Here is a 24,122-nt window from a genome sequence, read left to right as displayed (position 1 = left end):
CGTCAGCAGATGCCTGTAGCCATCGGTTTTCGCTAAGATTTATGTACGATCCACATAGGCGGCCGGCGGCCATTCAGCCCCATGGTCGCGCGGCGGACTGACCGAAAACCCCAAAGCGCTTTGAAATCGATCGGGTTTAGTTCTGCGGCGGGACGGCTTATCGCCTGACGCGACACAGTACCGTCGGCAATTCAGTCCGTCTTTGCCGCTTTTGTCGCTTGCTCCTCCTCCCGGCGAAACTCGCCGGCGAGGAAATCGATCAGGGCACGCGCTGCTGCGCGGGTGGCGCGGCCAGCTGGAAAATAGGCGTGCACGGGAATGTCCCGCGTTTTCCAATCCGGCATCAGCCTGACCAATGCACCGCTTTGCAATTCGCGGCGGCAAGCCCATTGCTGCGTGGAGGTGATGCCCATGCCGGCGGTGGCGGCCGCAACGGTGGCTTCATTGTCATTGGTGGAGAGGTGCGGCGACAGCTCCAGCGTTTCTGTCTTGCCGTCCCGCTCGAACTGCCAAGCGGTCGGCACCAGCGTCGCGGGCCCGCCGATGATGCGGTGGCGCGAAAGGTCTGCGGGCACCTCCGGCATGCCCGCTTGCGCGAGATAGGAGGGCGCAGCGACGATCACGCGCGTGATCCTGGCAATGAGCCTGGCGGTCGCGCTGGAGTCGGTGAGGCGGCCAATGCGAATGGCGACGTCGACGGCTTCGCGCACCAAATCCTGCCGCTTGTCATCGAGCAGGACCTGAATGTTCAGCTTGGGATATTTTGCGGCGAAGGGGGTGAGCCGTGGAATGACTTCGCGGATGGCCATGCTGGAGGGCATGCCGAGCCGCAAGGTGCCACGCAGCTCGCCGCCTTCGCGCACGCTTTGCTCGGCCTCGTCGAGCGCGTCCAGAATCGGCTCCATCTTGGCCAGGAATTCGCTTCCCGCCTCGGTCGGCACCACCGCGCGGGTGGTGCGCGACAACAAGCGCGCGCCGAGCGATTCTTCGAGATCGGCAACGATGCGCGAGGCCTGGGATTGCGACAGGTTGCACTCCCGTGCCGCCGCCGAAAAGCTGCCCAGCCGCGCCACGCGCGTAAACAGCTTGAGAGCGAAAATGTCTTTCATCCGGCGGCATACTCACGACAAAAACGGCTAGCTGATCTGGGCATCGGCCCGATGTGATCGGTGCATCGAACATAGCGGGAAGGGCCGGCTACTGGCCAGTGCCGCAACCGACGAAAACATCCAGACTCGACAACACGGAGAATCGCCGTGTCGGTCATTCGCTATTGGCGGGATCTTGAGCTAAACTCGGCTGTAAGGCGAGGTCGTCTCGCCGCCGGCCGCTTCGAAACTGCAATGATCGCGCAAGGACGGCCCCAAACCAAAAGGCCGTCACATGTCGGAGTTTGTCGTTCACGCCACGCCGGGCAGTCCGTATGCCCGCGCTGCCATGGCTGCGCTTGAAGAGAAAGGCGCCGATTGGCGGCTTGTCGCGCTCCAGCCCGGGACATCACGGCAGCCGGAGCATCTCTCGCGCCATCCGTTCGGCCGCATGCCCGTGCTCGATCATGGCGCGTTCTCGGTCTACGAAACCCAGGCCGTGCTGCGCTATCTCGACCGTGTTCTGCCGCAGCCCGCGCTGACACCGGCCGATCCCAGAGCGGCGGCGCGGATGGACCAGGTGATGAACATCGTCGACTGGTATCTCTTCCAGGGCTGCGGCAACATCATCACGTTCCAGCGCGTCATTCGGCCGTTGCTATTCGGGCAGCCGACCGACGAGGACGCGGTGCTTGAGGCGATGCCGCGCGCGCATGTTGTATTCACCGAGCTGGCGCGCCTGCTTGGCGAGGCGGATTGGTTCGGCGGAGACAACATCAGTCTGGCTGATCTGATGGTCGCGCCGCACTTCGATTTCTTCGCGCAAACGCCGGAATGGCACGAACTGACGGCGAAGCACTCCAAGCTGGTCAATTGGCTCGCACGCGCGGAAAACCGTCCATCGTTCAGGGCGACAACTTGGGCAAAGGTCAAGGACATGGCCGCCGGTTTGGCAACGGCCAAATCCCAGATTTAGATCCCCAGCAGCTTCCTTGCGTTCGCCTTCAGCACCTTCGGCCGGATCTCGTCGCGGATCTCGATCTTGGCGAAGTCCGACAGCCAGCGGTCCGGCGTGATCACCGGCCAGTCCGAGCCGAACAGCATCTTGTCCTGCAAGATCGAGTTGATGTAGCGCACCAGGATCGGCGGGAAGTATTTTGGCGACCAGCCCGAGAGGTCGATATAGACGTTCGGCTTGTGGGTCGCGACCGACAGCGCCTCTTCCTGCCAGGGGAAGGAAGGGTGGGCGAGGATGATCTTGAGGTCGGGGAAATCGGCCGCGACGTCGTCCATGTACATCGGGTTGGAATATTTCAGCCGCATGCCCATGCCGCCGGGCATGCCGGAGCCGACGCCGGTCTGGCCGGTGTGGAACAGCGCGATCGCGCCGCCATTGTTGATCTCTTCGTAGAGCGGATAGGCCATGCGGTCGTTGGCGTAAAAACCCTGCATGGTCGGATGGAATTTGAAGCCGCGCACGCCGTAGTCCTCGATCAGCTTGCGCGCCTCGCGTGCGCCGAGCTTGCCCTTGTGCGGGTCGATCGAGACGAAGGGGATGAGGACGTCGAGATGGTCGGAGGCGGCCTCGATCATCTCGTAATTGTTGTAGCGGCGGAAGCCGGTCTCGCGTTCGGCGTCGACCGGGAAGATCACGGCGGCGATGTTCTTGGAGCGGTAATAGGCCGCGGTCTCCGGCACGGTCGGCGGATGCTTGTTGGGCGACTTGAAATACTCCGCCATCTGCGCCTGGAAGTCGTCATAGCCGTCGTCGGCATGGCAGCCGCAGGGCTCCTCGGCATGGGTGTGGATGTCGATGGCGACGACGTCGTCGATATTCGGCAGCTTCAGCTTCGGCATTGGTGTCCTCCCGACCGGTTGCCAAATTGATTATATGATATAACGAATTTGGCAAGTGCCCTCACGGGGGCATTGGTGGGCGGCGGTCCCTGCGCTACTGTTTTCGGCAACAATAAAGGCAAGGGGAGGCCGAAAATGGCTGAGGCGCAAGCCTTTGAGACCGATTTTTGGAAGGACGCGCAGTCGCGCAAGGGATGGGACGAGATCGTCCCGGGTGAGCCGCGCAGGACCATCCCCTATACGCTCACCCACGAGGCGATCGCGCTCTATTGCAGGTCGGTCGGCGAAACCCATCCGCTCTATTTCGACGAGGCCTACGCGAAGACGACCCGCTACGGCGGGCTGATTGCGCCACCCTCGATCCATATCATGCTGATGTTCGCCTGCACGCCTGCGGACGATTGGATGCGTTCGCCGGGCACGGTCAATGCCGGGCAGTCCTGGAGCTACAATGTTCCGGCGCGCCCCGGCGATGTCATCCGGCTCGAGGCCCGCGCGCTCGACAAGTTCATCAAGCGCGAGCGACTGTTCGTCGTTCACGACAATGTCTTCTTCAATCAGGCGGGCGAGGTGATCTGCTCCGGCCGCGGCTGGACCATCAGGCCGATATGAGGAGATGGCCATGACCGTGACGTTTGAAAGCCTCAACGCCGGCGATACCATCGAAGGGCCAGGTTTCGCCGTGTCCCGCGACTCCATCCGCCTGTTCTGCGATGCCTCGCTCGACTACAACCCGCTGCATCTCGACGACGACTACATGAAGGGCAGTTTCGGCAAGACCCAGTTCGGCGGCGTGATCATGCACGGCATGAACAATTTCGGCCTGATCTCCCGCATGATCACCGACTGGGCCTATCCGGCCGGTGCCATCCACCGCCGGCTCGAGACAAGATGGCTGAAGCCGGTCCGGCCCGGCGACACCATCCGGCCCTCCGGCATCATCAAGGCGAAGCAGGTCACCGCCAAATCGCGCTGGGTCGTGATCGACGTCGTGGTCCGGAACCAGAACGAGGAGGGGGTCGCGACCGGCGAGGCCATGGTCGAATTTCCATTGTGAAAACGGCCGGTTCCTTACTGTGCATGGGGTTGTTTTCAAGGATTTGCTGGCTGGGGGGCTGTTTGCATTGACATGCGGTCCCACCATGGCTTAGAAACCGCCCCATCCCGGGCGGCCGGTCCGCCAGCGGGAAAGATCTCATTTTGCCACATTCGCGCGTGCCGAAACGGTAGTGCCGAACACGGCCTTTCGAACGTTCAGGATTCTGCCATGAAGGTCCGTAACTCGCTGAAATCGCTGCGCGGTCGTCACCGCGCCAACCGCTTGGTCCGCCGCAAGGGCCGGGTTTATGTGATCAACAAGGTGCAGCGCCGCTTCAAGGCTCGCCAGGGCTGAGCTTGCCCTCGCGGACGCCGCGCGCGCCCCGCAAGACCACGGTCTCACACGAGTTTGACGCCGCCTTTGCTTGGCAAGGGCGGCTTTGCGCGTTTAGACTTTGATCATGGCAGTGAGATTCCTTTTCGCGCGCACCTTGTGTCTGGCCCTCGCTCTGGGCGCCTTGGGCCTCGCGCCGGCTCTGGCGCAGGACGATCCGGCCCCGTCGGCGAAGCAGCAGAAGAAGCTGCCGGAGGCGCCGGCCAAGCTGCCCAAGATCGATCGCACCAAGAATCTGGATTTCCTGTTCGGCGCGCTGAAGGCCGCGCCTGACGATGTCAGCGCCAAGCATGTCGAGGCGCGGATCTGGGCGATCTGGCTCCAGACCCCGAGCGACACCGCAGCGCTGTTGATGGCGCGGGCCAAGGCCGCAGTTGACGCGCAGAAGATCGACGTCGCGATCAAGCTCCTGGATTCCGTCATCAAGCTCCGGCCCGACTACATCGAGGCCTGGAACCGGCGTGCCACGCTCTATTACATGCAGAACGACTATGCCCGCTCGCTCGCCGACATCCGCGAGGTGTTGATCCGGGAGCCCCGTCATTTCGGCGCGCTGGCAGGGCTCGGCATGATCATGCAGGAGGTCGGCGACGAGAAGCGGGCGCTGGAGGCCTATCGCAAGGCGCTGGCCGTCAATCCGCATCTCGAGAAGATTCCCGAACAGGTCAAGTCGCTGACCGAGAAGGTCGAAGGCCGCGACATCTAGCCTCTAACTCGATCATCTTTCGAGCGATCGTGGCGCGCGTGGATTAACCACGATCGAAGGCGTCGCGATGCGAGGGCTATCGGCGATACAGCCACGGGCCTACCTCTGCATGGCAGGAGCACAGCCATGAAGCATATGATCCTTGCAGGTAGCTTGCTGTTGGCGTCGGGGACGGCGAGCCTCGCCGATGGACTGTTCTGGGTGGTCGGCAATCGCGCCACCGGCAAATGCGACATCGTGACCAGCAATCCGGTCATCAACGGCGACATCTGGTTCGGCGACGGCCCCTACAAGTCCAAGGCCGATGCGAGGCTTGCGCGCTCGACCATCCGCGCCTGTCCCGCGCCCACGCCCGACGACGAGAAGGCCGAGGACGGCACGAACTAGGGCTAATGCAGTACGCTGCCGCCGCGTTCGGCGAGGCCACGATCGACTGCTGCGGCATAAGCCTTCGCGAGCTCGGTCTCGAGATGCTCGTTGATCAGGAGCAGCGCCCGGACGGCACCTCGCAAATCGCCGTTGCAGCTCGCGACGATCTCGTCGATCGCGGTGTCGTTCGATCTGAAGCTCATCGAAAAATCCTCCGGTTCAAACCAGGACAAATCCTGCCGGCCTTTCCTGCATCCCCTGGGGTTGCGAGGAGGATCGGCGCCCACCCGCGTCCAAATGGCGGAACCGACCGTGGCGATTATATGGAAGCCGCGATGACGACTGCATGAAGCTGGTCCGAGGCTTATGTGTCACACGGGAGGATCGTTGATTTCATTGCGTTTTTGCTGGCCGAGATTATGCACATATCCACAGCCCCGGCATTTCCGGTGGAGGCGCCGATGCCCATCAGACGAAACTGCCTCCTGCCAAGACCCGTAGCTGCCATGTGCCCTGGATTGCCCGGACTCTCTCCATGATCGTGATGTCAGCCGTGACGGCGCTGGTCGTGTTGGCGCTGGTCACGCAGGCCGGCATCGTCGCCGTGCAGCGGGCTTTTCCTCCCCAGGGGCGGATGATCGAGGTCGGCGGTGCAACGCTTCACATCGTCGATATCGGCCCGCGCGAGGCGGGCCTGCCGATCGTGATGCTGCACGGCGCAAGCTCCAATCTCGAAGTGATGCGGCACCCGCTCGGCGATCTCCTCGCGAAGCAGCGTCGCGTCATCCTGATCGATCGTCCCGGCCACGGCTGGAGCACGCGCGCCAGACGAGGGGATTCGACGCCCGAGATCCAGGCGCGGATGATCGACGAGGCGCTGACGAAGCTCGGGATCGATCGCGCCGTCTTTGTCGTGCATTCCTGGAGCGGTGCACTCGGCGCGCGGCTGGCGCTCGATCACCCGCGCCGCGTCGCCGGCCTCGTGATGCTGGCGCCCGTCACCCATCCCTGGCGCGGCGGCGTCGGCCGTTACAACGAGATCATTGCAACGCCGGTGATCGGCCCGCTGCTTGCCTACACCATCACGCTGCCGCTGGGCTATTTCGTCACCGACTCCGGTGCGCGCAACGTCTTCCTGCCGCAGACGATGCCGGACGGTTTCGTGACGGAGTCCGCGACGCCGCTGTTGCTGCGCCCGCGCGAGTTCATCGCCAATGCCTACGACCTGGTGACGTTGAAGGCGTCGGTCGCTGCGCAAGTCGCCCGCTACGGCGAGATCAAGGTGCCGGTGACGATCATCGCCGGCCAGCCCGACAAGACCGTGAAGACCGATATCCACGCGCGCCCGTTCGCAGCGATGGTCCCAAATGCCAAGCTGATCGTGCTACCCGATCTCGGCCACATGGTGCAGAACGCCGTGCCGGAGCTCGTAAAGGCGGAAGTCGAGACGATGATCGACGGAATCGTTCCGGCGCAGGCGGCCGCCGATTAGCGGCCGCCCACCTCGCGCTTACTGCTTGGTTTTCCCGTCCTTGTCGAACTGCGAGACATAGGCCCAGAGATTGTTGATCTCGGTCTCGTTCTTGACGCCGGCGAACGCCATCTTGGTGCCGGGAATCTTGGCCTTGGGGTCCTTGATGTACTCCTTGAACACCGCCTCGCCCCAGGTGATGCCGGAATTCTTGTTCGCATCGGAATAATTATAGTCGGGCGCGGTGCCGGACTTGCGGCCGTCGATGCCGTTGAGCTCGGGGCCGACCTTGTTCTTGGCGCCTTCGCCGATCGCGTGGCAGGCCAGGCACTTGTTGAACGACGATTTGCCGGCCGCGACATCCTGCGCCATCGCGCTGGAGGCCGTGGCAGTGACGGTGAGGATCATCAGCGCGCCAAAAGTCAGTTTTTTCATAGGGTGCTCTTCGTCTCTTTCCCGGTGGGGCTCTTAGTCTCGTCGGCGATCGTCGGACCCGTCATTTCTGGCATGGCCCGCTCGGCTTGGACAAGCCACGAAACCATGACAGGTTTCATCATTTCCCACTTGTCCCAGAGCGAAGTCGCGGAAGATCGCAGCTCGGACTTTCGGATGGCCTACCCAAATCGTCGCAGACGTGGTTGATTTGCCAGCAACAATTCAAATGTGCGGCGCGAGCCGGAAGGATAAATCATGGCCATCATGATGCCTGCGAGCGACCAGGCCGTGCTCGCGCGCCGCGCCGAGATCATTGCAGCCTTGCGCGCCATCGTGCCAGGTGAGGGTGTGATCGACAGCGCGGCCGAGATGCGGGCCTATGAGTCCGACGGGCTGACCGCCTATCGCCAGCCGCCGATGGTCGTGGTGCTGCCCGATACGACCGAGCAGGTTTCGCTGGTTCTGAAGTATTGTGCCGCCCAGGGTATCAAGGTGGTGCCGCGCGGCTCCGGTACCTCGCTGTCCGGCGGCGCGCTGCCGCTGGAAGACGGCGTGCTGTTGGGGCTCGGCAAGTTCAAGCGCATCCGCGAGATCGATTTCGACAACCGCGTCGTCGTTACCGAGCCCGGCGTTACCAATCTCGCGATCAGCCAGGCGGTCGTCCATGCCGGCTTCTATTACGCACCCGATCCGTCCTCGCAGATCGCCTGCTCGATCGGCGGCAATGTCGCGGAAAATTCCGGCGGCGTGCACTGCCTGAAATACGGCATGACCACCAACAACGTGCTCGGTTGCGAGATCGTCCTGATGAGCGGCGAGATCCTGCGCATCGGCGGCAAGGGGTGCGAAAATTCCGGCTACGATCTGATGGGCGTCATCACCGGCTCCGAGGGCCTGCTCGGCGTCATCACCGAGATTACGGTGCGCATCCTGCAAAAGCCGGAGACGGCGCGCGCGCTGATGGTCGGCTTCGCCGAAGTCGAGGCGGCCGGCGAATGCGTCGCGCGCATCATCGGCGCCGGCATCATCCCCGGCGGCATGGAGATGATGGACAAGCCGGCGATCCACGCCGCCGAGGCCTTCGTCCATGCCGGCTATCCCCTCGATGTCGATGCGCTGCTCATCATCGAGCTCGACGGCCCGTCCGTCGAGGTCGATGAGCTGATCACGCGTGTCGAGACGATTGCAAATGCCTGCGGCTCGACCAGCTGCCAGATCTCGACCTCGGAGGCCGAGCGCAATCTGTTCTGGGCCGGCCGCAAGGCTGCGTTTCCCGCCGTCGGCCGCATCTCGCCCGACTATCTCTGCATGGACGGGACCATCCCGCGCGGCGCGCTGCCGAAGGCCCTGGCGCGCATCCGTGAGCTCGGTGAAAAATACCAGCTCGGCTGCGCCAACGTGTTCCATGCCGGCGACGGCAATCTGCACCCGCTGATCCTCTACGATGCCAACAAGCCCGGCGAGATCGAGCGCGCCGAAGCCTTCGGCGCCGACATCCTGCGCGCCTGCGTCGAGTTCGGCGGCGTGCTCACCGGCGAGCACGGCGTCGGCATCGAGAAGCGCGACCTGATGGGCGACATGTTCAGCGAGATCGACCTCAACCAGCAGCAGCGGTTGAAATGCGCCTTCGATGCGCAAGGCCTGCTCAATCCCGGAAAAGTGTTTCCGACCCTGCATCGCTGCGCCGAGCTCGGCCGCATGCATGTGCATGCCGGCAAGGTCGCATTCCCGGACATCCCGCGGTTCTGAGGGCCGGTCTGTCTGGCATGGTGGCGACATGGCGGACGTTGCGGTGAATGCCACGTCGGAGAGCACCGTAGCGCCTGCGGCCTCGCGGCTCTTGTTCATCGACAACATCCGCTGGTCGATGATTATTCTCGTGCTCAGCATGCACGCGGTCGACACCTACAGTCCCTTCGGCAATTGGTACTATGTGGACCGGCAGGCGACGGGCTTCGGCACCGCGCTCTCCTTCGGCATCTACCAGAGCTTCCTTCAGGCCTTCTTCATGGCCGTGCTGTTCTTTATCGCCGGCTATTTCGCTGCCGCCTCGTTCGACCGGAAGGGATTTGCCGCCTTCGCCCGCGATCGGCTGATCCGGCTCGGACTGCCGACCTTGCTCTACATGCTCGTGATCGGCCCGCTGACGCAGTATTTCCTGTCAAAGACCTGGGGCAAAGGCGGCTTCGGCCATCAATGGCTGACCCATCTTCAGGACGGCGAGTGGCTCTCCGAGACCGGCCCGATGTGGTTCTGCGCGGCGCTGCTCCTGTTCTCGCTTGCCTATGGCTTGGTTCGCCTGTCAGGGTGGCGAGAATGGGCAGTCACGCCACGCGGGACTGCGATCGTGCTGTTCATTATTGCGATGGCCGTAGCGACATTTGCCGTTCGCCTCGCCGTGCATGCCGACGCCTCGGTGCTTAACGTCCATCCCGGCGACTTTCCGCAATATGTCCTGATGTTCACGGCGGGTGCGTTCGGCTATCGCGGCAATTGGATGGCGGAGCTTGCCGAGCGGTCCTGCAGCCGTTGGGGGCTGTGCGCGCTGGCGCTCTCGGTGCCGCTGTTCGCAGCGCTCGTGCTGTTCGGCGGCGGCTTGAGCGGCGATACCACGCTTTATGCCGGCGGCTTCAATCTCGTCAGCGCCGGAAGGTGCCTGTGGGAGGCGCTGGTCTGCGTCGGCATGGGGCTCGTGATGCTCGCAATCTATCGCCGCTATTTCGACGCGCAGGGGCCGGTCGCCAAATGGCTTTCCGACAACGCGTTCGGCGTCTATCTGATCCATCCGCCGATCCTGATCGGCTTTGCGCTGCTCCTGCACATGCTGCCGATGGGGGCGATCGCAAAGGCGTTCTCGCTGACCATGCTGGCGGCCATCGGCAGCTTCGCGGCGTCGGCCTTGATTCTGCGGAAATCACCGCTGCGCGCGATCATCTAGCACGCAGCACCGCGGCTCAAGCCGCGGTGCTTGGAGCGTTCAGGCTCACAGCATCCCGTATTGCGCCCGCTCGCGCTTCGCCAGCAGCGGCAGGGCTTCGCCGGCGATGTAGGTCTTGAAATGTGCGCTCTCCTGATGCGCCTTGAACGCCGCCTCGTCGCGGAACAGCTCGTAGAACAGGAACTGAGCCGGATTCTCTTTGGCGCGCGAGATCAGGAACAGCTTGACGCCGTCCTCGCGCTGCGCCTCCGGCAGGAAGCGGTCGAGGATCGCGGCGATTTTGTCGGACTCGCCCGGCTTCGCCTCCCATTGCGCGACGACGAGCAGGCCGCCGCCGTCGACGGCGTCGCTGATCGATTTCTGCGTGGCATAGTGGTTCATGGTCCTCGCTCCTTGCTGCTGGGCTTGAGATCTGGGCTTGAGATGACGACGACATCCATGGCGCAACCTTGTAGCGATGGCCCGCAGGGTTTGGTTCGCCGGTGATCGAAGTGTCGATGTCGTGAACGCTTCGACCATGATCGAAGCGTTGCGGTTGGATCTCGCAGGGGGGCCTGATGGATTTTCGTCGCGGGCCGGACCGCCATCGCGCCGGCAATGATCGCCGGCGTCACGCCGCATTTGATTTTGGCGACGAATTTCGTTACCCGCTAGCAGCGTGGATACGCTCAGGGTCAGAGACGCCAAAGACGTCGAAGAGGTTGTGCGCGCGGCGATTGCCAACGAGCAGCCGCTCGAGATCATCGGTCATGGCAGCAAGCGCAGCATCGGCCACGCGATGGCGACCAACGCCGTGCTCGACCTCTCCGCGCTGAACGCGGTCACGTCCTACGAACCCAACGAATTGATTGTCACGCTCCAGGCCGGCGCGCCGCTGGCCGACGTGCTGTCGCTGATCGACGCCAAGAACCAGCAATTCGCCTTCGAGCCGATCAACACCGCGCCGCTCTTGGGCACGCCCGCGCTGGGCACCATCGGCGGCATGATCGCGGCGGGCCTTGCCGGCCCGCGCCGCATCAAGGCAGGCGGGGCGCGCGACCATCTGTTGGGGGCGCATGCGGTCTCGGGCTTCGGTGACAGCTTCAAGACCGGCGGCAAGGTGGTGAAGAACGTTACCGGCTACGATCTCTGCAAGCTGCTGGCGGGTTCCTGGGGAACGCTGTCGGTGATGACCGAGGTGACGCTGAAGGTGATGCCAAAGCCGGAGGCCGAGCGGACGTTGCTGTTGCGCGGGCTCGACGATGCCACGGCCAACAAGGCCATGACCGCGGCGCTCGGCTCGCCCTTCGATGTCTCTGCTGCGGCGCACCTGCCGAAATCGGCGTTCCGGGCCAGCACTGACGGGCTCGGCGATATCGCGGGCCAGGGTGAGGCGCTGACCGCGCTGCGGCTTGAGGGCATCACGGCCTCCGCCGCCCACCGGGCTGGCTCGCTCCGCGAATTGCTGGCGCCGTTCGGAACTGCGACCCTGATCGACGACGCGGCGTCCGCCGCGTTGTGGGCGATGGTCCGCGACGTGCTGCCATTTGCGGCGAGCGGTGCGCTCGGCGCCTGGCCGGTCTGGCGGATCGTTTGTCCGCCGGCCTCAGGCGCGGCGCTCGGTGCGCAATTGGCGCGCGAGACCGGCGGCGACGTGATCTACGATTGGGGCGGCGGGCTGATCTGGGCGGCGCTGCCGCCGAAGGGCGATGCGCATGCGCCGGCCGTGCGCCTGCACGCCAATGCCGTCGGCGGGCACGCAACGCTGATCCGGGCGGCCGAGGATGTCAGGCGTGCGATCGATGTGTTCCATCCGCAGGCACCCGGGGTTGCCGCCCTGAGCGAGCGGGTCCGCGCCAGTTTCGATCCGAAGACCATTTTGAACCGTGGACGGCAGACGCGGGGCGCTGTGGCATGAAGACCGAATTCTCACTCGCGCAGCTCGCCGATCCCGACATCGCGGAGGCCGACAAGATCCTGCGCGCCTGCGTCCATTGCGGCTTCTGCACTGCAACCTGTCCGACCTATGTGCTGCTCGGCGACGAGCTCGATAGCCCGCGCGGCCGCATCTACCTGATCAAGGAGATGCTGGAGAAGGACCAGGCGCCGACAGCCGAGGTGGTCAAGCATGTCGACCGCTGCCTGTCGTGCCTGTCCTGCATGACGACCTGCCCCTCTGGGGTGAACTACATGCACCTCGTCGACCAGGCGCGGGTCAGGATCGAGCAGAGCTATCAGCGGCCGCTGGTCGAGCGGCTGTTGCGGCAGGTGCTCGCCTTCGTGCTGCCCGATCCGCAGCGGTTCCGCCTCAGCATGCGGCTGGCGAGGCTGGCCCGGCCCTTCGCCGTCTTCCTGCCGACCCCGCGGCCGTCGGCGACGCCCGGTCTGATCCAGCGCATCAAGGCGATGCTGGCGCTGGCCCCAGACCGGCTGCCGTCGCCTGGCCCTCTCCCGGGCAGCGTGTTCGCAGCGCTCGGCAAGAAGCGCGGCCGGGTCGCGTTGCTCCAGGGCTGCGCCCAGCAGGTGCTGGCGCCACGCATCAACCAGGCGGCCATCGGCCTTCTCACCCGCCACGGCATCGAGGTCGTGCTGGTCAGGGACGAGCAATGCTGCGGCGCGCTGACCCATCACCTCGGCCACGACGACGATGCGCTCGCACGCGCCCGCGCCAATGTCGCGGCGTGGAGTGCGGAGGCGGCAGGCGAGGGGCTCGACGCCATCCTGGTGACGGCGTCCGGCTGTGGCACCATGATCAAGGACTACGGCTATCTGCTGCGCGAGGACCACGCGCTTGCCGCCGATGCCGCGCGGGTTTCCGCGCTCGCAAAGGACATCACCGAATACGTCGCCGTGCTCGGACTAGCTCCGACGACGCGACAGGACAACGTCGTCGTGGCCTATCATTCCGCGTGTTCGCTGCAGCACGGACAGAAAATCACGAGCCTTCCGAAAGAATTGCTTTCCAAGAATGGATTCGTGGTGAAAGATGTCCCGGAGAGTCATTTGTGTTGCGGTTCGGCGGGGACCTACAACATTCTCCAGCCCGAGCTTGCGGGCAGGTTGCGTGATCGCAAGGTCGCCAACATCGCAAGCGTCAAGCCGGACATGATTGCCGCGGGCAATATCGGCTGCATGGTGCAGATTGCCAGTGGCACGTCAGTTCCGGTCGTACACACGATTGAGCTTCTCGATTGGGCTACGGGCGGGTCGCGGCCGGCATTGACTGCGTCGAGCTGAGCTTTCCTCCCGAGGTGACGGCAGAAGGACGCCTGATCGACCATTGTTCGGCGGCAACAGGAGGACCACGATGGCGAAAGCGAAAAAGAAAAAAAGCAAGAAGGCCAAAAAGGCCAAGAAGGTCGTAGCGGCGAAGAAGGCGACGAAGAAGAAGGCTGCCAAGAAGACCGCGAAGAAGTCTGCGAAGAAATCTGCGAAGAAGGCCGCCAAGAAGTCAGCCAAGAAGTCGGTGGCAAAGAAGGCGGCGCCGAAGAAGGCTGCGAAGAAAGCGGCTCCGAAGAAGGCGAAGGCAGCTCCCGCACCGAAGCCGGCAGCGCCGGCTCCCGAGCCGGCCGCCGAGACGAGCTGGGCGATGCCTTCGTCTTCTGCGGAACCGACGCCGGCCGAGGGTCAGGGTTAAGCCAAGGGCTGGCTCCATCCCGGGACGACGATCAACAACAGGAAGGCCGCAGCGGCGACGCTGCGGCCTTTTTGCATCGCTGCCGCAGCAGCGGGCGGCTGCCATTTTTGACGCCAGCCCGATTCGTCGCGCTCACGCCACGGGACGGCGGGCATCCGCAATAATCCGGTCTCTTTGTGCACTCCGGAGTGAAAATAATGTGATCCAGAAGCCACACAGGCTGACAACCTTTCGTGGAATCGTCGGAACGCCTAAAAAGTCGGCAGATGCACGTGTTTTTTGCTTCACGGTTTGCATCCCTCAATACAGATTGCCGCGGTAACGCAATTTTGCAGACGGGTCGTACGCCCCGGGGGGCTTCCGGGAAACCGACTGAGTAAGAACTGGTGATGGGGATCGAAATGAAGAAAGTGACTTTGTTGGCAACGGCGCTGGCAATGGTGACGGGCTCGGCTTTCGCGGCGGACATGCCCTTGAAGGCAATGAAGGCCCCTCCGGCGCCCGCATTTGATCCCTGGGACGTCGCCTTCGGCGGCGCGATCATGAACGATTACATCTTCCGCGGCGTCACGCAGTCGAATCACAAGCCGTCAGTGGCGGCCTATTTCGAGCCGCGCTACAACATCAACAAGGACCTGCAGCTCTACGTCGGCGTCTCGGCCGAGAGCATTTCCTTCGCCAACCGCGCCGCGGCTGAAGTCGACATCTACGGCGGTATCCGGCCGACCTTCGGCGCGTTCGCCTTCGACATCGGCGTCTGGGGCTACCTGTATCCGGGCGGAAGCTGCGCCGACAACGTGCTCACTGGCGGAATTCCCGGCGGCAACGTCTGCGGCGTCAGCACGACCACGATCTTCCTCGCCGACGGCAACGTCATGAAGAAGGACGTCAGCTTCTTCGAAGTCTACGGCAAGGTGAACTACACCATCAACGACAGCTTTACGGTCGGCGCGACCGAGTACTACTCGCCGAACTTCCTGAATTCGGGTGCCTGGGGCAACTACGCCTCGTTGACCGCCAAGTACACCGCGCCCAGCACCGTCTTCGGCGCCTCCGGCGTCGGCATGTACGTGTCGGGTGAGTTCGGCCGTCAGTGGTTCGGTACGTCGGACGCCTTCTACGGCACCGGCGCGGGCACCGTGTTCGCCAACGGTATTCCCTACAAGGACTACAACACCTGGAACATCGGCATCGGCTTCACCTACAAGGTGTTCACGCTGGATCTGCGTTACTCCGACACCGACCTGAACAAGGGTGATTGCAACGCCTTCACCAGCGCTTTCAACGCCACTGGCACCACCAGCGTGACCCCGATCAACCCGGGCGGCGCTGGCTCCAACTGGTGCGGCGCGGCTGGTGTTGCCAAGCTGTCCTTCGACCTGACGGCGATGAGCAACCTGAAGTAAGTTTCTTCCCGAGACGACTCCCGAGGGCGGCAGAGCAATCTGCCGCCCTTTTGCTTTGCGGCGAGGTGGGGGCCTGCGCGTCAAAGTGCGAGCGAGAGAGCGGCGCACGCGCTCCACGCAATGACGAGGCCTGAATAAGGACCACAGGTCGAGGGGCAAGGGAGCCGCCCCTCGGTCCTGTCGATGCGATAGCCCGTTGGCCCGCCGTGCCTCGCGCCTTAGCGCACCGTGCTTGGCTCCGCCTTGGCCGGCTCGTCGCCGAGAACGTGGATGTCGCCGTCCTCCACCATCGTCACCTTGCGGGTGTGGAAGGCGTCGAGCGTCGAGCGGTGGCCGATCGAGACGATGGTGGCTTGCGGCAGCTTCTCCGCCAGCAGCCGGTAGAGCCGGGCCTCGGAAGGCTCGTCGAGCGAGGCCGTTGCCTCGTCCAGGAACAGATAATCCGGCGCATGCAGCAGCGCGCGGGCCAATCCCAGGCGTTGCTGTTCGCCGAGCGACAGCATCCGGTTCCAGTGGCCTTCTTCGTCCAGCCGCTTTGCCAGACGTGGCAGGCCGACCGCCGTCAGCGCCTCTGCCATCCTCTCGGGCGCGATTGTGCCGTGCTCGGCCGGGTAGACCATGGCGTCTCCGAGTGTGCCGATCGGGAAATATGGTCGTTGCGGCAGCATCATCAGCCTGGTTTTCTCGGGGATGCCGATCGCCCCACTGCCGAACGGCCAGATGCCGGCGACGGCCCGAAACAGGGTCGACTTGCCGGAGCCGGATGGCCCAGTCACCAGCACCCGCTCCGTCGGCTGGACCGCGAAGGCATCCAGGCTGACCAGCGGCTCGCCGTTCGGCAGTTTCACCAGCAACTGCTTGAGTGTGATCGCCCTGCCGTTCGATGGTGCAACGCTGATGGTCGGCTCGTGTGCCGCGAGGTTGACCGCCGAGCTGACCGACATTTCGAAGCCGTCGAGACGCGCGACGATCGCGCGCCATTCGGCGATCGAGCGGTAGGCCGTGACGAAGAAGGACAGCGCATCCTGCACGCTGCCGAACGCCGAGCCGGTCTGCATCATGTCGCCGAGCTGGATTCTCTTGGCGAAATAAGCCGGCGCCACCACCACATAGGGAAAGATCACTGCGGCCTGACTGTAGCTTGCCGTGAAGGCGGTGAGGCGCTTGGTCCGGCTCATGATCGCGTACCAGTTGCCGATGACGAAACCAAAGCGCTGCAAAAGTTGGCCTCGCTCCGCGCTCTCACCTTTCAAAAGGGCGATCTGCTCGGAATTTTCGCGCACACGGATCAGGTTGAAGCGGAAATCAGCTTCAAAGCGCTGCTGCTCGAAATTGAGGTTGATGAGCGGGGCGCCGATCCAATGCGTCAGCGCCGTACCGAGGATTGCGTAAACCAGCGCACACCAGACCAGAAAACCGGGGACGACGATATCGGTGCCGTAAAGGTGCAGGGGCGCCTTGTTGGACAAACCCCAGAGGATGACGACGAACGAGGCCAGCGTCACGATTGACGACAGCAGGCCGAGGCCGATGACCAGCGTCTGCTCGACGAAGTTCTTGACGTCCTCGGTGATACGCTGATCCGGATTGTCTGCGGCGTCGCCCTTGAGCTGCATGCGATAGTGCGTGGCACCGTCGAGCCATTCGCGGAGATAATGTTTCGTCAGCCATTGCCGCCAGCGAATCTGGAGCCACTGGTTCAGGTACAGCTTGTAGACCGCCAGCGCGATGTAGATGGAAGCAAGGCCAAGAAAGATCCAGATTTCTCTGACGAACTGATCCAATTGATATTCCTGGATCGCGCTGAAGAACCGGTTCTGCCACTGGCTGACGAGGACATTAATCGCTACCAGCGCCAGCTCCATCGCAACGACTGCGACGAGCAGGCCGCGACCCGCCCATTTGTCCTCGGATCGAAAATAGGGGCCGGCGATTCGCCAGACGATCGCGAGCGTGGCGCTGATGTTCTTCACAGAGCTCTGTCTCCTGGAGGGGATGTGGGCAAATGCCCTGAGCCAAAGGCTTGAGGCAACGCCGGAAATAAGCGCGCTTAGACTAAAGTCGCAGATTGTGCAATTTGCGTTGGCTTGGGCGGGCTTGCAACCCTAGCATGGGCTTTAACGGCGCGGGGTGGGGGCTCCGGGACTTCGCGAGCTTGTGAGCGGACGGGAACCGCATGCATTCGCGAGGAATTCGCATCCAACTCGGGGGTTATCGCTTCCAGCGTCAAGCAGGTTCGGCTGTCCACGCGGGCCGCCTGCCACACATATGCGTGGGGGAGGAAGACCATGTGGAATCAAATCTATGATCCGCTGCACAGCCCCGTGCTGTCGACCATCGCGGCGGCGGTACCTGTCGTCACGCTGCTGGTCCTGATCGCGAGCGGGCGCGTTCAGGCTCATATCGCCGCGGTCATCGCCGTGATCGTGACCAATTTGATCACGATCTTCGTCTTCACCATGCCGGTGAACATGTCGATCCGCGCCTCGATCCTCGGCATCGTGACCGGCTTCTTTCCGATCGGCTGGATCGTTCTCAACGTCATCTTCCTCTACCAGGTGACGGTGACGACCGGACGCTTCGAGCTTCTCAAGCGCGCGGTCGGCGGCGTCACCGAGGACCGGCGGCTGCAATTGCTGCTGATCGCCTTTTCATTCGGCGCCTTCTTCGAGGGCGCCTCGGGCTTCGGCACGCCGGTTGCGATCACCGGCGCGGTGCTGATCGGCCTCGGCTTCTCGCCGCTTGCAGCTTCCGGTCTGTCGCTGATCGCCAACACGGCGCCGGTCGCCTATGGCGCGCTGGGCACGCCGATCCAGGGGCTCGCCTCGGTCACGGGGCTCGATCCCTACATCCTCGGCGCGATGGTCGGACGGCAATTGCCGTTCTTCTCGCTGATCGTGCCGTTCTGGGTGGTGTGGGCGTTTGCGGGCTGGAAGGCCATGAAGGACATCTGGCCGGCGATTCTCGTCACCGGCGTCTCCTTCGCGATCCCGCAATTCGTGATCTCGAACTACGTCAATCCCTGGATCGTCGACATCGGCGCATCGCTGATCTCGATGGGCGCGTTGATCCTGTTCCTGCGCGTCTGGCAGCCGAGGCAGCTCTGGCTGTCGCCGGCGCTGCGCGGCCGCGATGAATCGGCGGCCACGATGGCGGCTGCAAAGCCGCTCGACAAGACGCCGCTCACCTCCGGTGAGTTGTTCAGCGCGTTGTTGCCGTGGATCATCGTCTGCATCGTGATGCTGGTCTGGGGCAACGGCGCTTTCAAGACTTGGGCGAACTCGATTTTCGTCTGGAACTATCCCGTTCCCGAGCTGCACCAGATGATCAACAAGATGCCGCCGGTGGCGCCAGGGCCGACCAAGGAGGCGGCGGTGTTCGGCTTTACCTACCTGTCCTTCACTGGCACCGGCATGCTGATCGCGGCCATTATCTCCGGCTTCCTGATGGGCGTCGGGCCGGGCCGGCTGCTGACCGAATATGGCCGCACCATCCGGCTCTGCGCGATCTCGCTGATCACGATCTCGGCGATGCTCGCGATCGGTACGCTGACGCGCCTCTCCGGCGTCGACGCGACGCTCGGTCTCGCCTTTGCCGCAACCGGCGTGCTCTACCCCTTCTTCGGCACATTGCTCGGCTGGTTGGGCGTGGCTCTGACCGGGTCGGATACGTCCTCGAACATCCTGTTCGGCAATCTCCAGAAGATCACGTCCCAGCAACTCGGCCTGTCGCCGATCCTGATGGGCGCGGCGAACTCGTCCGGCGGCGTCATGGGCAAGATGATCGACGCGCAGTCGATCGTGGTCGCCTCCACCGCCACCAACTGGTATGGCCACGAAGGCACCATCCTGCGCTTCGTGTTCTGGCACTCGATCGTGCTCGCCTGTCTCGTCGGCGTGCTCGTGACGTTGCAGGCCTATGTCTATCCGTTCACGGCGCTGGTGCTGAAGTAACGCGACGAGGGAGTTGCGACGAAATCCCCGCGGGTCCCGGCCCGCGGGGATTTTCCTGTCTCGAATCGACGAACCTTCTCAAAGGCATCGCCGTCCTATAGAAGACCCGGCAAATCGGGTCGGTCGAGAGGTCTCATGGTTTCGTTCAAGCGGTTGGTCTGTGCAGCGGTCGCGCTGCTGTCGATGACGGTTGCAGCGCGTTCCGAGGATGGTTTTCCATTCGGCACCGAGATGACGCTGGAAGCCGTGCCGCAGCCCGGCTCGAAACGGATTCCGAACATCGAGATCGGCGACAATGGCGAGGTCGTGCTGGAGCTCTGGTGCAAGGGCGGCAAGGGCCAGTTTTCGGTAGCCGGCAACACCGTGATCTTCGTCCCCGGCCCAATTCAGGATCGTTCCTGTCCGCCCGCAAGGGCTCTGGCCGACGACGATCTTGTCGCTGCGCTCAGCAGTGTCGAGACCTGGAAGCGCCAGGGCGACGTGCTCACGCTGATCGGCCCGAAGCCGTTGCGGTTTCGCGCGAACGGGAATTGAGGCTTACGTCACTTCCACACCGACTTGTCGGCGTCCCAGCGCTGGCCCTTCAGCTCCTTGGCGAGCGCCTCGATCGAGCCATTGTCGTCGGGCTGGTCGCCTTCGTCGTCGGCCGCGGCTTCGTCCGAGACGTTGAGCTTGGCGCCGGTGCTTTCGTCAGCCGTGGTGGTCGAGGGGTTGCCGATCCAGACCATCAATCTGTCGGTGGTGCCCGGCTTGTCGGCGGAGACGAGGCCTGAGACCTCGATCGTATCGGTCAGCTCGAGTGCCGGGAAATCCTGGTTCGGCCGCTTGAACACCAGCTTGAGCTTGCCGGTGGTAGGGCTGAAGCTCTGCGAGACCGGTTTCGCCGCGAGCGTCTTGCTCAGCACGCCCGCAACCGCGGCTGCAAGCTTGTCGCGGTTGACCTTGTCGCCGTCGCGCCAGTCGGCGGCGGCGATGCGGATGGTGCGGTCCATCTCCATCAACCCTGCGGTCCAGCCCACTGCGGTGACGCCGGACATCGCCTTGAATTTCGCCAGCAGCGCGGCTGCGCGCTCCGGATCGACCGACATGTTGACGGTCTGCTCGCCGGCGCGCAGCGCGTCGCAGCCGACGCTGAGGCTCGCCAGCGTCACCTCGACGTCCTGGCCCCTGAGGCTCTTCAGGAAGTCGGTCGCAGCATCGAGCTTGACCTTGACCGCGATTGCCTCCGGCGAGACCTCGGTAAAATCCTTCGGCTGCGGCGTGATGCCGTCGTCGGTGGTCTGGTTGTCCTGAAATTCCTTTTCGCTCAAATCGGCATTGTCGGGTGAGGCGACCTCGGTCACGACCCCGCCGATGCCGATCTGACCGCGGAATTCGAAGGTGTCTCCGGTGGCTCTGCGCATCAGCTTGACGGTGACCGGGGCCTTCTCGCCAAGGCTCGAGGTGGTGCCGGTCAGCGTCTGGCCCGCGACCTGGAGATTGACGACGAAGCGGTCCTTGCGGTCGGAATTCTTCGCGACAGGGTAACAGACGTCGAGCACCGCTGCCGTCACCGTCTTGCCGGACCTGGTCTCCTTCAGGATGACGTCGGCATTGCCGTCCATCAGCCCGTCGATCGAGGTGAAATAGCGCGTCTCCGTGCCGCCCGGCGCCGCGGCCTTCGGCGACAGCTTCATCTGGGCGGACGCGCGTTCGGGCGAAACGGCAAGCAGGATCGCCAAAACGGCGGTGGAGCAAATCAGAAGCGCGCGCATCGGCGAAATCCTCGCGGAAACAGAATCGGCGCGCCACCGTAGTGGGTTTTGGCCGCCGGTTGAAGCGCAGCCCATGGTCGACAAAAAGAAGGCCGCCCGGAGGCGGCCTTCGCATCATTGCAATGGAACGGAGGGCTTAGAAACCGCCCATGCCGCCGCCGGCCGGCATGGCGGGCGGGGCGTCCTTCTTCGGCGCTTCGGCGACCATCGCCTCGGTGGTCACCAGCAGGCCGGCCACGGAGGAGGCGTCCTGGAGCGCGGTGCGCACCACCTTGGCGGGATCGATGATGCCCTTCTCGACCATGTCGACATAGTCCTCGGTCTGGGCGTCGAAACCGAAGGTCTCCGACTTGTTCTCCAGGATCTTGCCGACCACGATCGAGCCCTCGACGCCGGCATTCTCCGAGATCTGGCGGATCGGAGCTTCCAGCGCCTTCAGCACGATGTTGATGCCGGCCTGGACGTCGGCATTGGCGTTGGTGAGACGCCCCACAGCCTTCTTGGCGCGCAGCAGCGCGACGCCGCCGCCGGGGACGATGCCTTCCTGCACCGCGGCGCGGGTGGCGTTGAGCGCGTCCTCGACGCGGTCCTTCTTCTCCTTGACCTCGATCTCGGTGGCGCCGCCGACGCGGATCACCGCGACGCCGCCGGCGAGCTTGGCGAGGCGCTCCTGGAGCTTCTCGCGGTCGTAGTCCGAGGTGGTCTCCTCGATCTGCGCCTTGATCTGGCCGACGCGCGCCTCGATCTCCGGCTTCTTGCCGGCGCCCTTGACGATCGTGGTGTTCTCCTTGTCGATCACCACCTTGCCGGCGCGTCCCAGCATCTTTACCGTGACGTTCTCGAGCTTGATGCCGAGATCTTCGGAGATCAGCTGGCCGCCGGTCAGGATCGCGAGGTCCTCCAGCATCGCCTTGCGGCGGTCACCGAAGCCCGGCGCCTTGACGGCGGCAACCTTGAGGCCGCCACGCAGGCGATTGACCACGAGGGTGGCCAGCGCCTCGCCCTCGACGTCCTCGGCGACGATGACGAGCGGCTTGCCGGACTGCACCACGGCTTCGAGCACCGGCAGCATGGCCTGAAGGCCCGAGAGCTTCTTCTCGTGCAGGAGGATGTAGGCGTCCTCGAGCTCGGCGGTCATCTTCTCGGCGTTGGTGACGAAGTAGGGCGACAGATAGCCGCGGTCGAACTTCATGCCCTCGACGATGTCGACCTCGGTGTCGAGCGACTTGTTCTCCTCGACGGTGATGACGCCCTCGTTGCCGACCTTCTGCATCGCCTGCGCGATCATCTTGCCGATGGCGGCATCGCCGTTGGCCGAGATGGTGCCGACCTGGGCGACCTCGGAGGAGGCGGCGACCGGCTTGGCGCGCTTTTCGATGTCCTTGACGACGGCATTGACGGCGATGTCGATGCCGCGCTTGAGGTCCATCGGGTTCATGCCGGCAGCAACCGACTTGGCGCCTTCGCGCACGATGGCCTGGGCCAGCACGGTTGCGGTGGTGGTGCCGTCGCCGGCGGTGTCATTGGTCTTGGAGGCGACCTCACGCACCATCTGGGCGCCCATGTTCTCGAACTTGTCCTCGAGCTCGATCTCCTTGGCGACGGTGACGCCGTCCTTGGTGATGCGGGGCGCGCCGAAGCTCTTCTCGATGACGACGTTGCGGCCCTTCGGGCCGAGCGTCACCTTGACGGCGTTGGCGAGAATGTCGACGCCGCGCAGCATGCGATCGCGCGCGTCTCCGGAGAATTTGACGTCTTTGGCAGCCATGGTCTGCAATCCCTCGTGTTTCGTGATGTGTCTTGTGTCGTGCTGAGCGGCGGAATGATGGATGCCCGGATCGTCGGGACCCGGGCACCGGCATTCAGCGGCTGTTCAGGCGATCGGCCTTAGGCCATCACGCCCATGATGTCCGACTCCTTCATGATCAGGAGCTCCTCGTTGTCGATCTTGACCTCGGTGCCCGACCATTTGCCGAACAGCACGCGGTCGCCGACCTTGAGGTCGATCGGGATCAGCTTGCCCGCTTCGTCGCGACCGCCGGGGCCGACGGCGACGACTTCGCCCTGGGACGGCTTTTCCTTGGCGGTGTCGGGGATGATGATGCCGCCCTTGGTCTTTTCCTCGGCGTCGATACGTTTGACCACGACACGGTCATGCAGCGGACGAAATTTGGACTTAGCCATGAAGTTTCCCTTTGGAGGCTCGCTTTTCCGAAAGCAGCGGAAGTGGGTGAGGGCGGCGCTCCCGTCGACCCTCGTCCCGAGGATCGAACAGTGCGCTTAGCAATCGGTCTTTCCGAGTGCTAATAGTGCGCCCGGGAATATGGCTTGGCTGCGATCCTGTCAAGCAAAGGTGGTTAAGCGATTGGTGAGGCGGATATAGGATGGTGTCTACGGAAACTCGATTCCGGCGCGGGCGTATATTACGACGTCATTGCTACGGCAGCGGTTTTGCGCTTGGCTGCAGGAGGGGTGCGGCCATGGTCTCGTTCGGGGGAATGCCATGATCAGTTCAGCTCACGCGCGCACGGTTGCCAATCTGGCGGCCGCCTCATGCCTGGCGCTGCTGCTGGGCGCCTGCGGCGGCGGCGGCCTGAGCCTGCCGTCCTTCTCCTCGTCCCAGCCTGCGCCCGAGGCCGAGCCCGGCACCGCGCCGGAAATGCCGGCATCGATCCGCGCCGACGAGATCGTCGGCCGCTGGGGCCTCGCCTCATTCCAGAACCCTGCCGACCGCGCCCGCACCGAGGCTGCGGCCCGGGCGCAGTGCAAGAACCCTTACGTGATCGGCGCCGGCACGTCCGGCGGCGTGGTCATGCATCTCGCCGACCAGGCCACGCCGCAGGAGCTGCGGCTGAAGGGCTCGCCGAGCGGCAAGAACTATATCGGCCCGTCCGGCCCGACCCCTGGCGAGCAGGACCGCGAGATCGTCTCCTTCGACGGCCGCGTCATGATCACCCGCTTCGTCGACAAGGACGCCGCCACCCGCTACGGCAACATGGTCTACGTCCGCTGCGCGCCGAGGGCGTGATCGGGATACGGTCCTAACCACGCGTCATTGCGAGCGTGACGAGAGCAATAAAAAAACGCCGGCTCGCGC

26 protein-coding genes are annotated in these 24,122 nt (G+C 63.9%); 16 read left to right on the top strand and 10 right to left on the bottom strand.

The genetic code is table 11. The annotated features are described in order from the left end of the window. Positions 1–191: 191 nt before the first annotated feature. Positions 192–1,109: a LysR family transcriptional regulator gene (locus IC761_RS31955; protein WP_195800605.1), complete on the bottom strand. Its 918-nt coding sequence runs from the start codon at positions 1,107–1,109 to the stop codon at positions 192–194. 274 nt (positions 1,110–1,383) lie between these two features. Here IC761_RS31955 and IC761_RS31950 point away from each other — a divergent pair, with 274 nt between their 5' ends. Continuing rightward, a complete protein-coding gene (locus IC761_RS31950) occupies positions 1,384–2,064 on the top strand; it encodes a glutathione S-transferase family protein (RefSeq protein WP_195800604.1) in 681 nt (226 codons plus the stop codon). Here IC761_RS31950 and IC761_RS31945 read toward each other — a convergent pair. Continuing rightward, positions 2,061–2,945, bottom strand: coding sequence for an amidohydrolase family protein (locus IC761_RS31945; RefSeq protein WP_195800603.1), 885 nt, complete (start codon positions 2,943–2,945; stop codon positions 2,061–2,063). The genes IC761_RS31950 and IC761_RS31945 overlap by 4 nt on opposite strands. A gap of 135 nt (positions 2,946–3,080) precedes the next feature. On the opposite strand from IC761_RS31945, the gene IC761_RS31940 reads away from it, so the two are divergent. The 5 genes from IC761_RS31940 to IC761_RS31920 all read left to right on the top strand — a co-directional run bounded on the left by IC761_RS31940 (position 3,081) and on the right by IC761_RS31920 (position 5,470). Then, a complete protein-coding gene (locus tag IC761_RS31940) occupies positions 3,081–3,557 on the top strand; it encodes a MaoC family dehydratase (RefSeq protein WP_195800602.1) in 477 nt (158 codons plus the stop codon). Positions 3,558–3,567: 10 nt separating this feature from the next. Next, positions 3,568–4,002: a MaoC family dehydratase gene (locus IC761_RS31935; protein WP_195800601.1), complete on the top strand. Its 435-nt coding sequence runs from the start codon at positions 3,568–3,570 to the stop codon at positions 4,000–4,002. Positions 4,003–4,212: 210 nt separating this feature from the next. Continuing rightward, the gene (ykgO, locus tag IC761_RS31930; RefSeq protein WP_006611362.1) at positions 4,213–4,338 is read left to right on the top strand and encodes a type B 50S ribosomal protein L36; all 126 of its coding nucleotides are present in this window, start codon (positions 4,213–4,215) and stop codon (positions 4,336–4,338) included. A 106-nt stretch (positions 4,339–4,444) separates the two neighbouring features. Next, positions 4,445–5,083 carry a tetratricopeptide repeat protein gene (locus IC761_RS31925; protein ID WP_195800600.1) on the top strand — a complete coding sequence of 213 codons (639 nt, stop codon included), beginning with the start codon at positions 4,445–4,447 and terminating at the stop codon, positions 5,081–5,083. A gap of 126 nt (positions 5,084–5,209) precedes the next feature. After that, the gene (locus tag IC761_RS31920) at positions 5,210–5,470 is read left to right on the top strand and encodes a hypothetical protein (protein WP_195800599.1); all 261 of its coding nucleotides are present in this window, start codon (positions 5,210–5,212) and stop codon (positions 5,468–5,470) included. 2 nt (positions 5,471–5,472) lie between these two features. On the opposite strand, the gene IC761_RS31915 is transcribed toward IC761_RS31920, so the two are convergent. Further along, positions 5,473–5,655, bottom strand: a complete 183-nt coding sequence (locus IC761_RS31915) for a hypothetical protein (protein ID WP_195800598.1) — start codon at positions 5,653–5,655, stop codon at positions 5,473–5,475. 332 nt (positions 5,656–5,987) lie between these two features. On the opposite strand from IC761_RS31915, the gene IC761_RS31910 reads away from it, so the two are divergent. Beyond that, positions 5,988–6,944, top strand: coding sequence for an alpha/beta fold hydrolase (locus tag IC761_RS31910; protein ID WP_195800597.1), 957 nt, complete (start codon positions 5,988–5,990; stop codon positions 6,942–6,944). 18 nt (positions 6,945–6,962) lie between these two features. Here IC761_RS31910 and cycA read toward each other — a convergent pair whose 3' ends face one another. Further along, positions 6,963–7,358, bottom strand: coding sequence for a cytochrome c-550 CycA (gene cycA, locus IC761_RS31905; protein WP_195800596.1), 396 nt, complete (start codon positions 7,356–7,358; stop codon positions 6,963–6,965). A gap of 255 nt (positions 7,359–7,613) precedes the next feature. Here cycA and IC761_RS31900 point away from each other — a divergent pair, with 255 nt between their 5' ends. Next, positions 7,614–9,107, top strand: coding sequence for an FAD-linked oxidase C-terminal domain-containing protein (locus tag IC761_RS31900; RefSeq protein WP_195800595.1), 1,494 nt, complete (start codon positions 7,614–7,616; stop codon positions 9,105–9,107). Positions 9,108–9,135: 28 nt separating this feature from the next. Next, a complete protein-coding gene (locus IC761_RS31895) occupies positions 9,136–10,296 on the top strand; it encodes an acyltransferase family protein (protein WP_195800594.1) in 1,161 nt (386 codons plus the stop codon). A gap of 45 nt (positions 10,297–10,341) precedes the next feature. Here IC761_RS31895 and IC761_RS31890 read toward each other — a convergent pair whose 3' ends face one another. Beyond that, positions 10,342–10,677, bottom strand: a complete 336-nt coding sequence (locus IC761_RS31890; RefSeq protein WP_195800593.1) for a putative quinol monooxygenase — start codon at positions 10,675–10,677, stop codon at positions 10,342–10,344. A gap of 277 nt (positions 10,678–10,954) precedes the next feature. Here IC761_RS31890 and IC761_RS31885 point away from each other — a divergent pair, with 277 nt between their 5' ends. The 3 genes from IC761_RS31885 (at position 10,955) to IC761_RS31875 (ending at position 13,912) form a co-directional block, all read left to right on the top strand. Beyond that, positions 10,955–12,193, top strand: coding sequence for an FAD-binding protein (locus tag IC761_RS31885; protein ID WP_195800592.1), 1,239 nt, complete (start codon positions 10,955–10,957; stop codon positions 12,191–12,193). After that, positions 12,190–13,512 carry a glycolate oxidase subunit GlcF gene (glcF, locus tag IC761_RS31880; RefSeq protein WP_195800591.1) on the top strand — a complete coding sequence of 441 codons (1,323 nt, stop codon included), beginning with the start codon at positions 12,190–12,192 and terminating at the stop codon, positions 13,510–13,512. Before IC761_RS31885 ends, glcF begins: the two co-directional genes overlap by 4 nt. A 70-nt stretch (positions 13,513–13,582) precedes the next feature. Beyond that, complete coding sequence (locus IC761_RS31875) at positions 13,583–13,912, top strand: histone (protein WP_195800590.1); 330 nt, start codon at positions 13,583–13,585, stop codon at positions 13,910–13,912. On the opposite strand, the gene IC761_RS31870 is transcribed toward IC761_RS31875, so the two are convergent. Further along, positions 13,909–14,067, bottom strand: coding sequence for a hypothetical protein (locus IC761_RS31870; RefSeq protein ID WP_195800589.1), 159 nt, complete (start codon positions 14,065–14,067; stop codon positions 13,909–13,911). The two genes, IC761_RS31875 and IC761_RS31870, sit on opposite strands and share 4 nt — an antisense overlap. A gap of 246 nt (positions 14,068–14,313) precedes the next feature. Here IC761_RS31870 and IC761_RS31865 point away from each other — a divergent pair, with 246 nt between their 5' ends. Beyond that, entirely contained in the window at positions 14,314–15,318 is a 1,005-nt protein-coding gene (locus IC761_RS31865) for a TorF family putative porin (protein ID WP_195800588.1), read from the top strand. A 218-nt stretch (positions 15,319–15,536) separates the two neighbouring features. On the opposite strand, the gene IC761_RS31860 is transcribed toward IC761_RS31865, so the two are convergent. Then, the gene (locus tag IC761_RS31860; protein ID WP_195800587.1) at positions 15,537–17,291 is read right to left on the bottom strand and encodes an ABC transporter ATP-binding protein/permease; all 1,755 of its coding nucleotides are present in this window, start codon (positions 17,289–17,291) and stop codon (positions 15,537–15,539) included. Between the two features lie 315 nt (positions 17,292–17,606). Here IC761_RS31860 and IC761_RS31855 point away from each other — a divergent pair, with 315 nt between their 5' ends. After that, on the top strand, positions 17,607–19,271 hold the full coding sequence (locus IC761_RS31855) for an L-lactate permease (protein ID WP_195800586.1): 1,665 nt from the start codon (positions 17,607–17,609) through the stop codon (positions 19,269–19,271). A 135-nt stretch (positions 19,272–19,406) separates the two neighbouring features. After that, positions 19,407–19,805 carry an META domain-containing protein gene (locus tag IC761_RS31850; protein WP_195800585.1) on the top strand — a complete coding sequence of 133 codons (399 nt, stop codon included), beginning with the start codon at positions 19,407–19,409 and terminating at the stop codon, positions 19,803–19,805. 8 nt (positions 19,806–19,813) lie between these two features. Here IC761_RS31850 and IC761_RS31845 read toward each other — a convergent pair whose 3' ends face one another. The 3 genes from IC761_RS31845 to IC761_RS31835 form a co-directional block, all read right to left on the bottom strand. Beyond that, complete coding sequence (locus IC761_RS31845) at positions 19,814–21,025, bottom strand: hypothetical protein (RefSeq protein ID WP_195800584.1); 1,212 nt, start codon at positions 21,023–21,025, stop codon at positions 19,814–19,816. Positions 21,026–21,161: 136 nt separating this feature from the next. After that, the gene (groL, locus tag IC761_RS31840) at positions 21,162–22,793 is read right to left on the bottom strand and encodes a chaperonin GroEL (protein WP_195800583.1); all 1,632 of its coding nucleotides are present in this window, start codon (positions 22,791–22,793) and stop codon (positions 21,162–21,164) included. A 119-nt stretch (positions 22,794–22,912) separates the two neighbouring features. After that, positions 22,913–23,209, bottom strand: coding sequence for a co-chaperone GroES (locus IC761_RS31835; protein ID WP_014491914.1), 297 nt, complete (start codon positions 23,207–23,209; stop codon positions 22,913–22,915). Positions 23,210–23,528: 319 nt separating this feature from the next. On the opposite strand from IC761_RS31835, the gene IC761_RS31830 reads away from it, so the two are divergent. Continuing rightward, positions 23,529–24,053 carry a hypothetical protein gene (locus tag IC761_RS31830; RefSeq protein ID WP_195800582.1) on the top strand — a complete coding sequence of 175 codons (525 nt, stop codon included), beginning with the start codon at positions 23,529–23,531 and terminating at the stop codon, positions 24,051–24,053. Positions 24,054–24,122: the final 69 nt, after the last annotated feature.

Source organism: Bradyrhizobium commune (assembly GCF_015624505.1).
In the GTDB taxonomy this organism is placed as follows: Bacteria; Pseudomonadota; Alphaproteobacteria; order Rhizobiales; family Xanthobacteraceae; genus Bradyrhizobium; species Bradyrhizobium commune.
The sequence above is the reverse complement of the archived record's forward strand: the minus strand, read 5'-3'. Positions and strand labels throughout refer to the sequence as shown.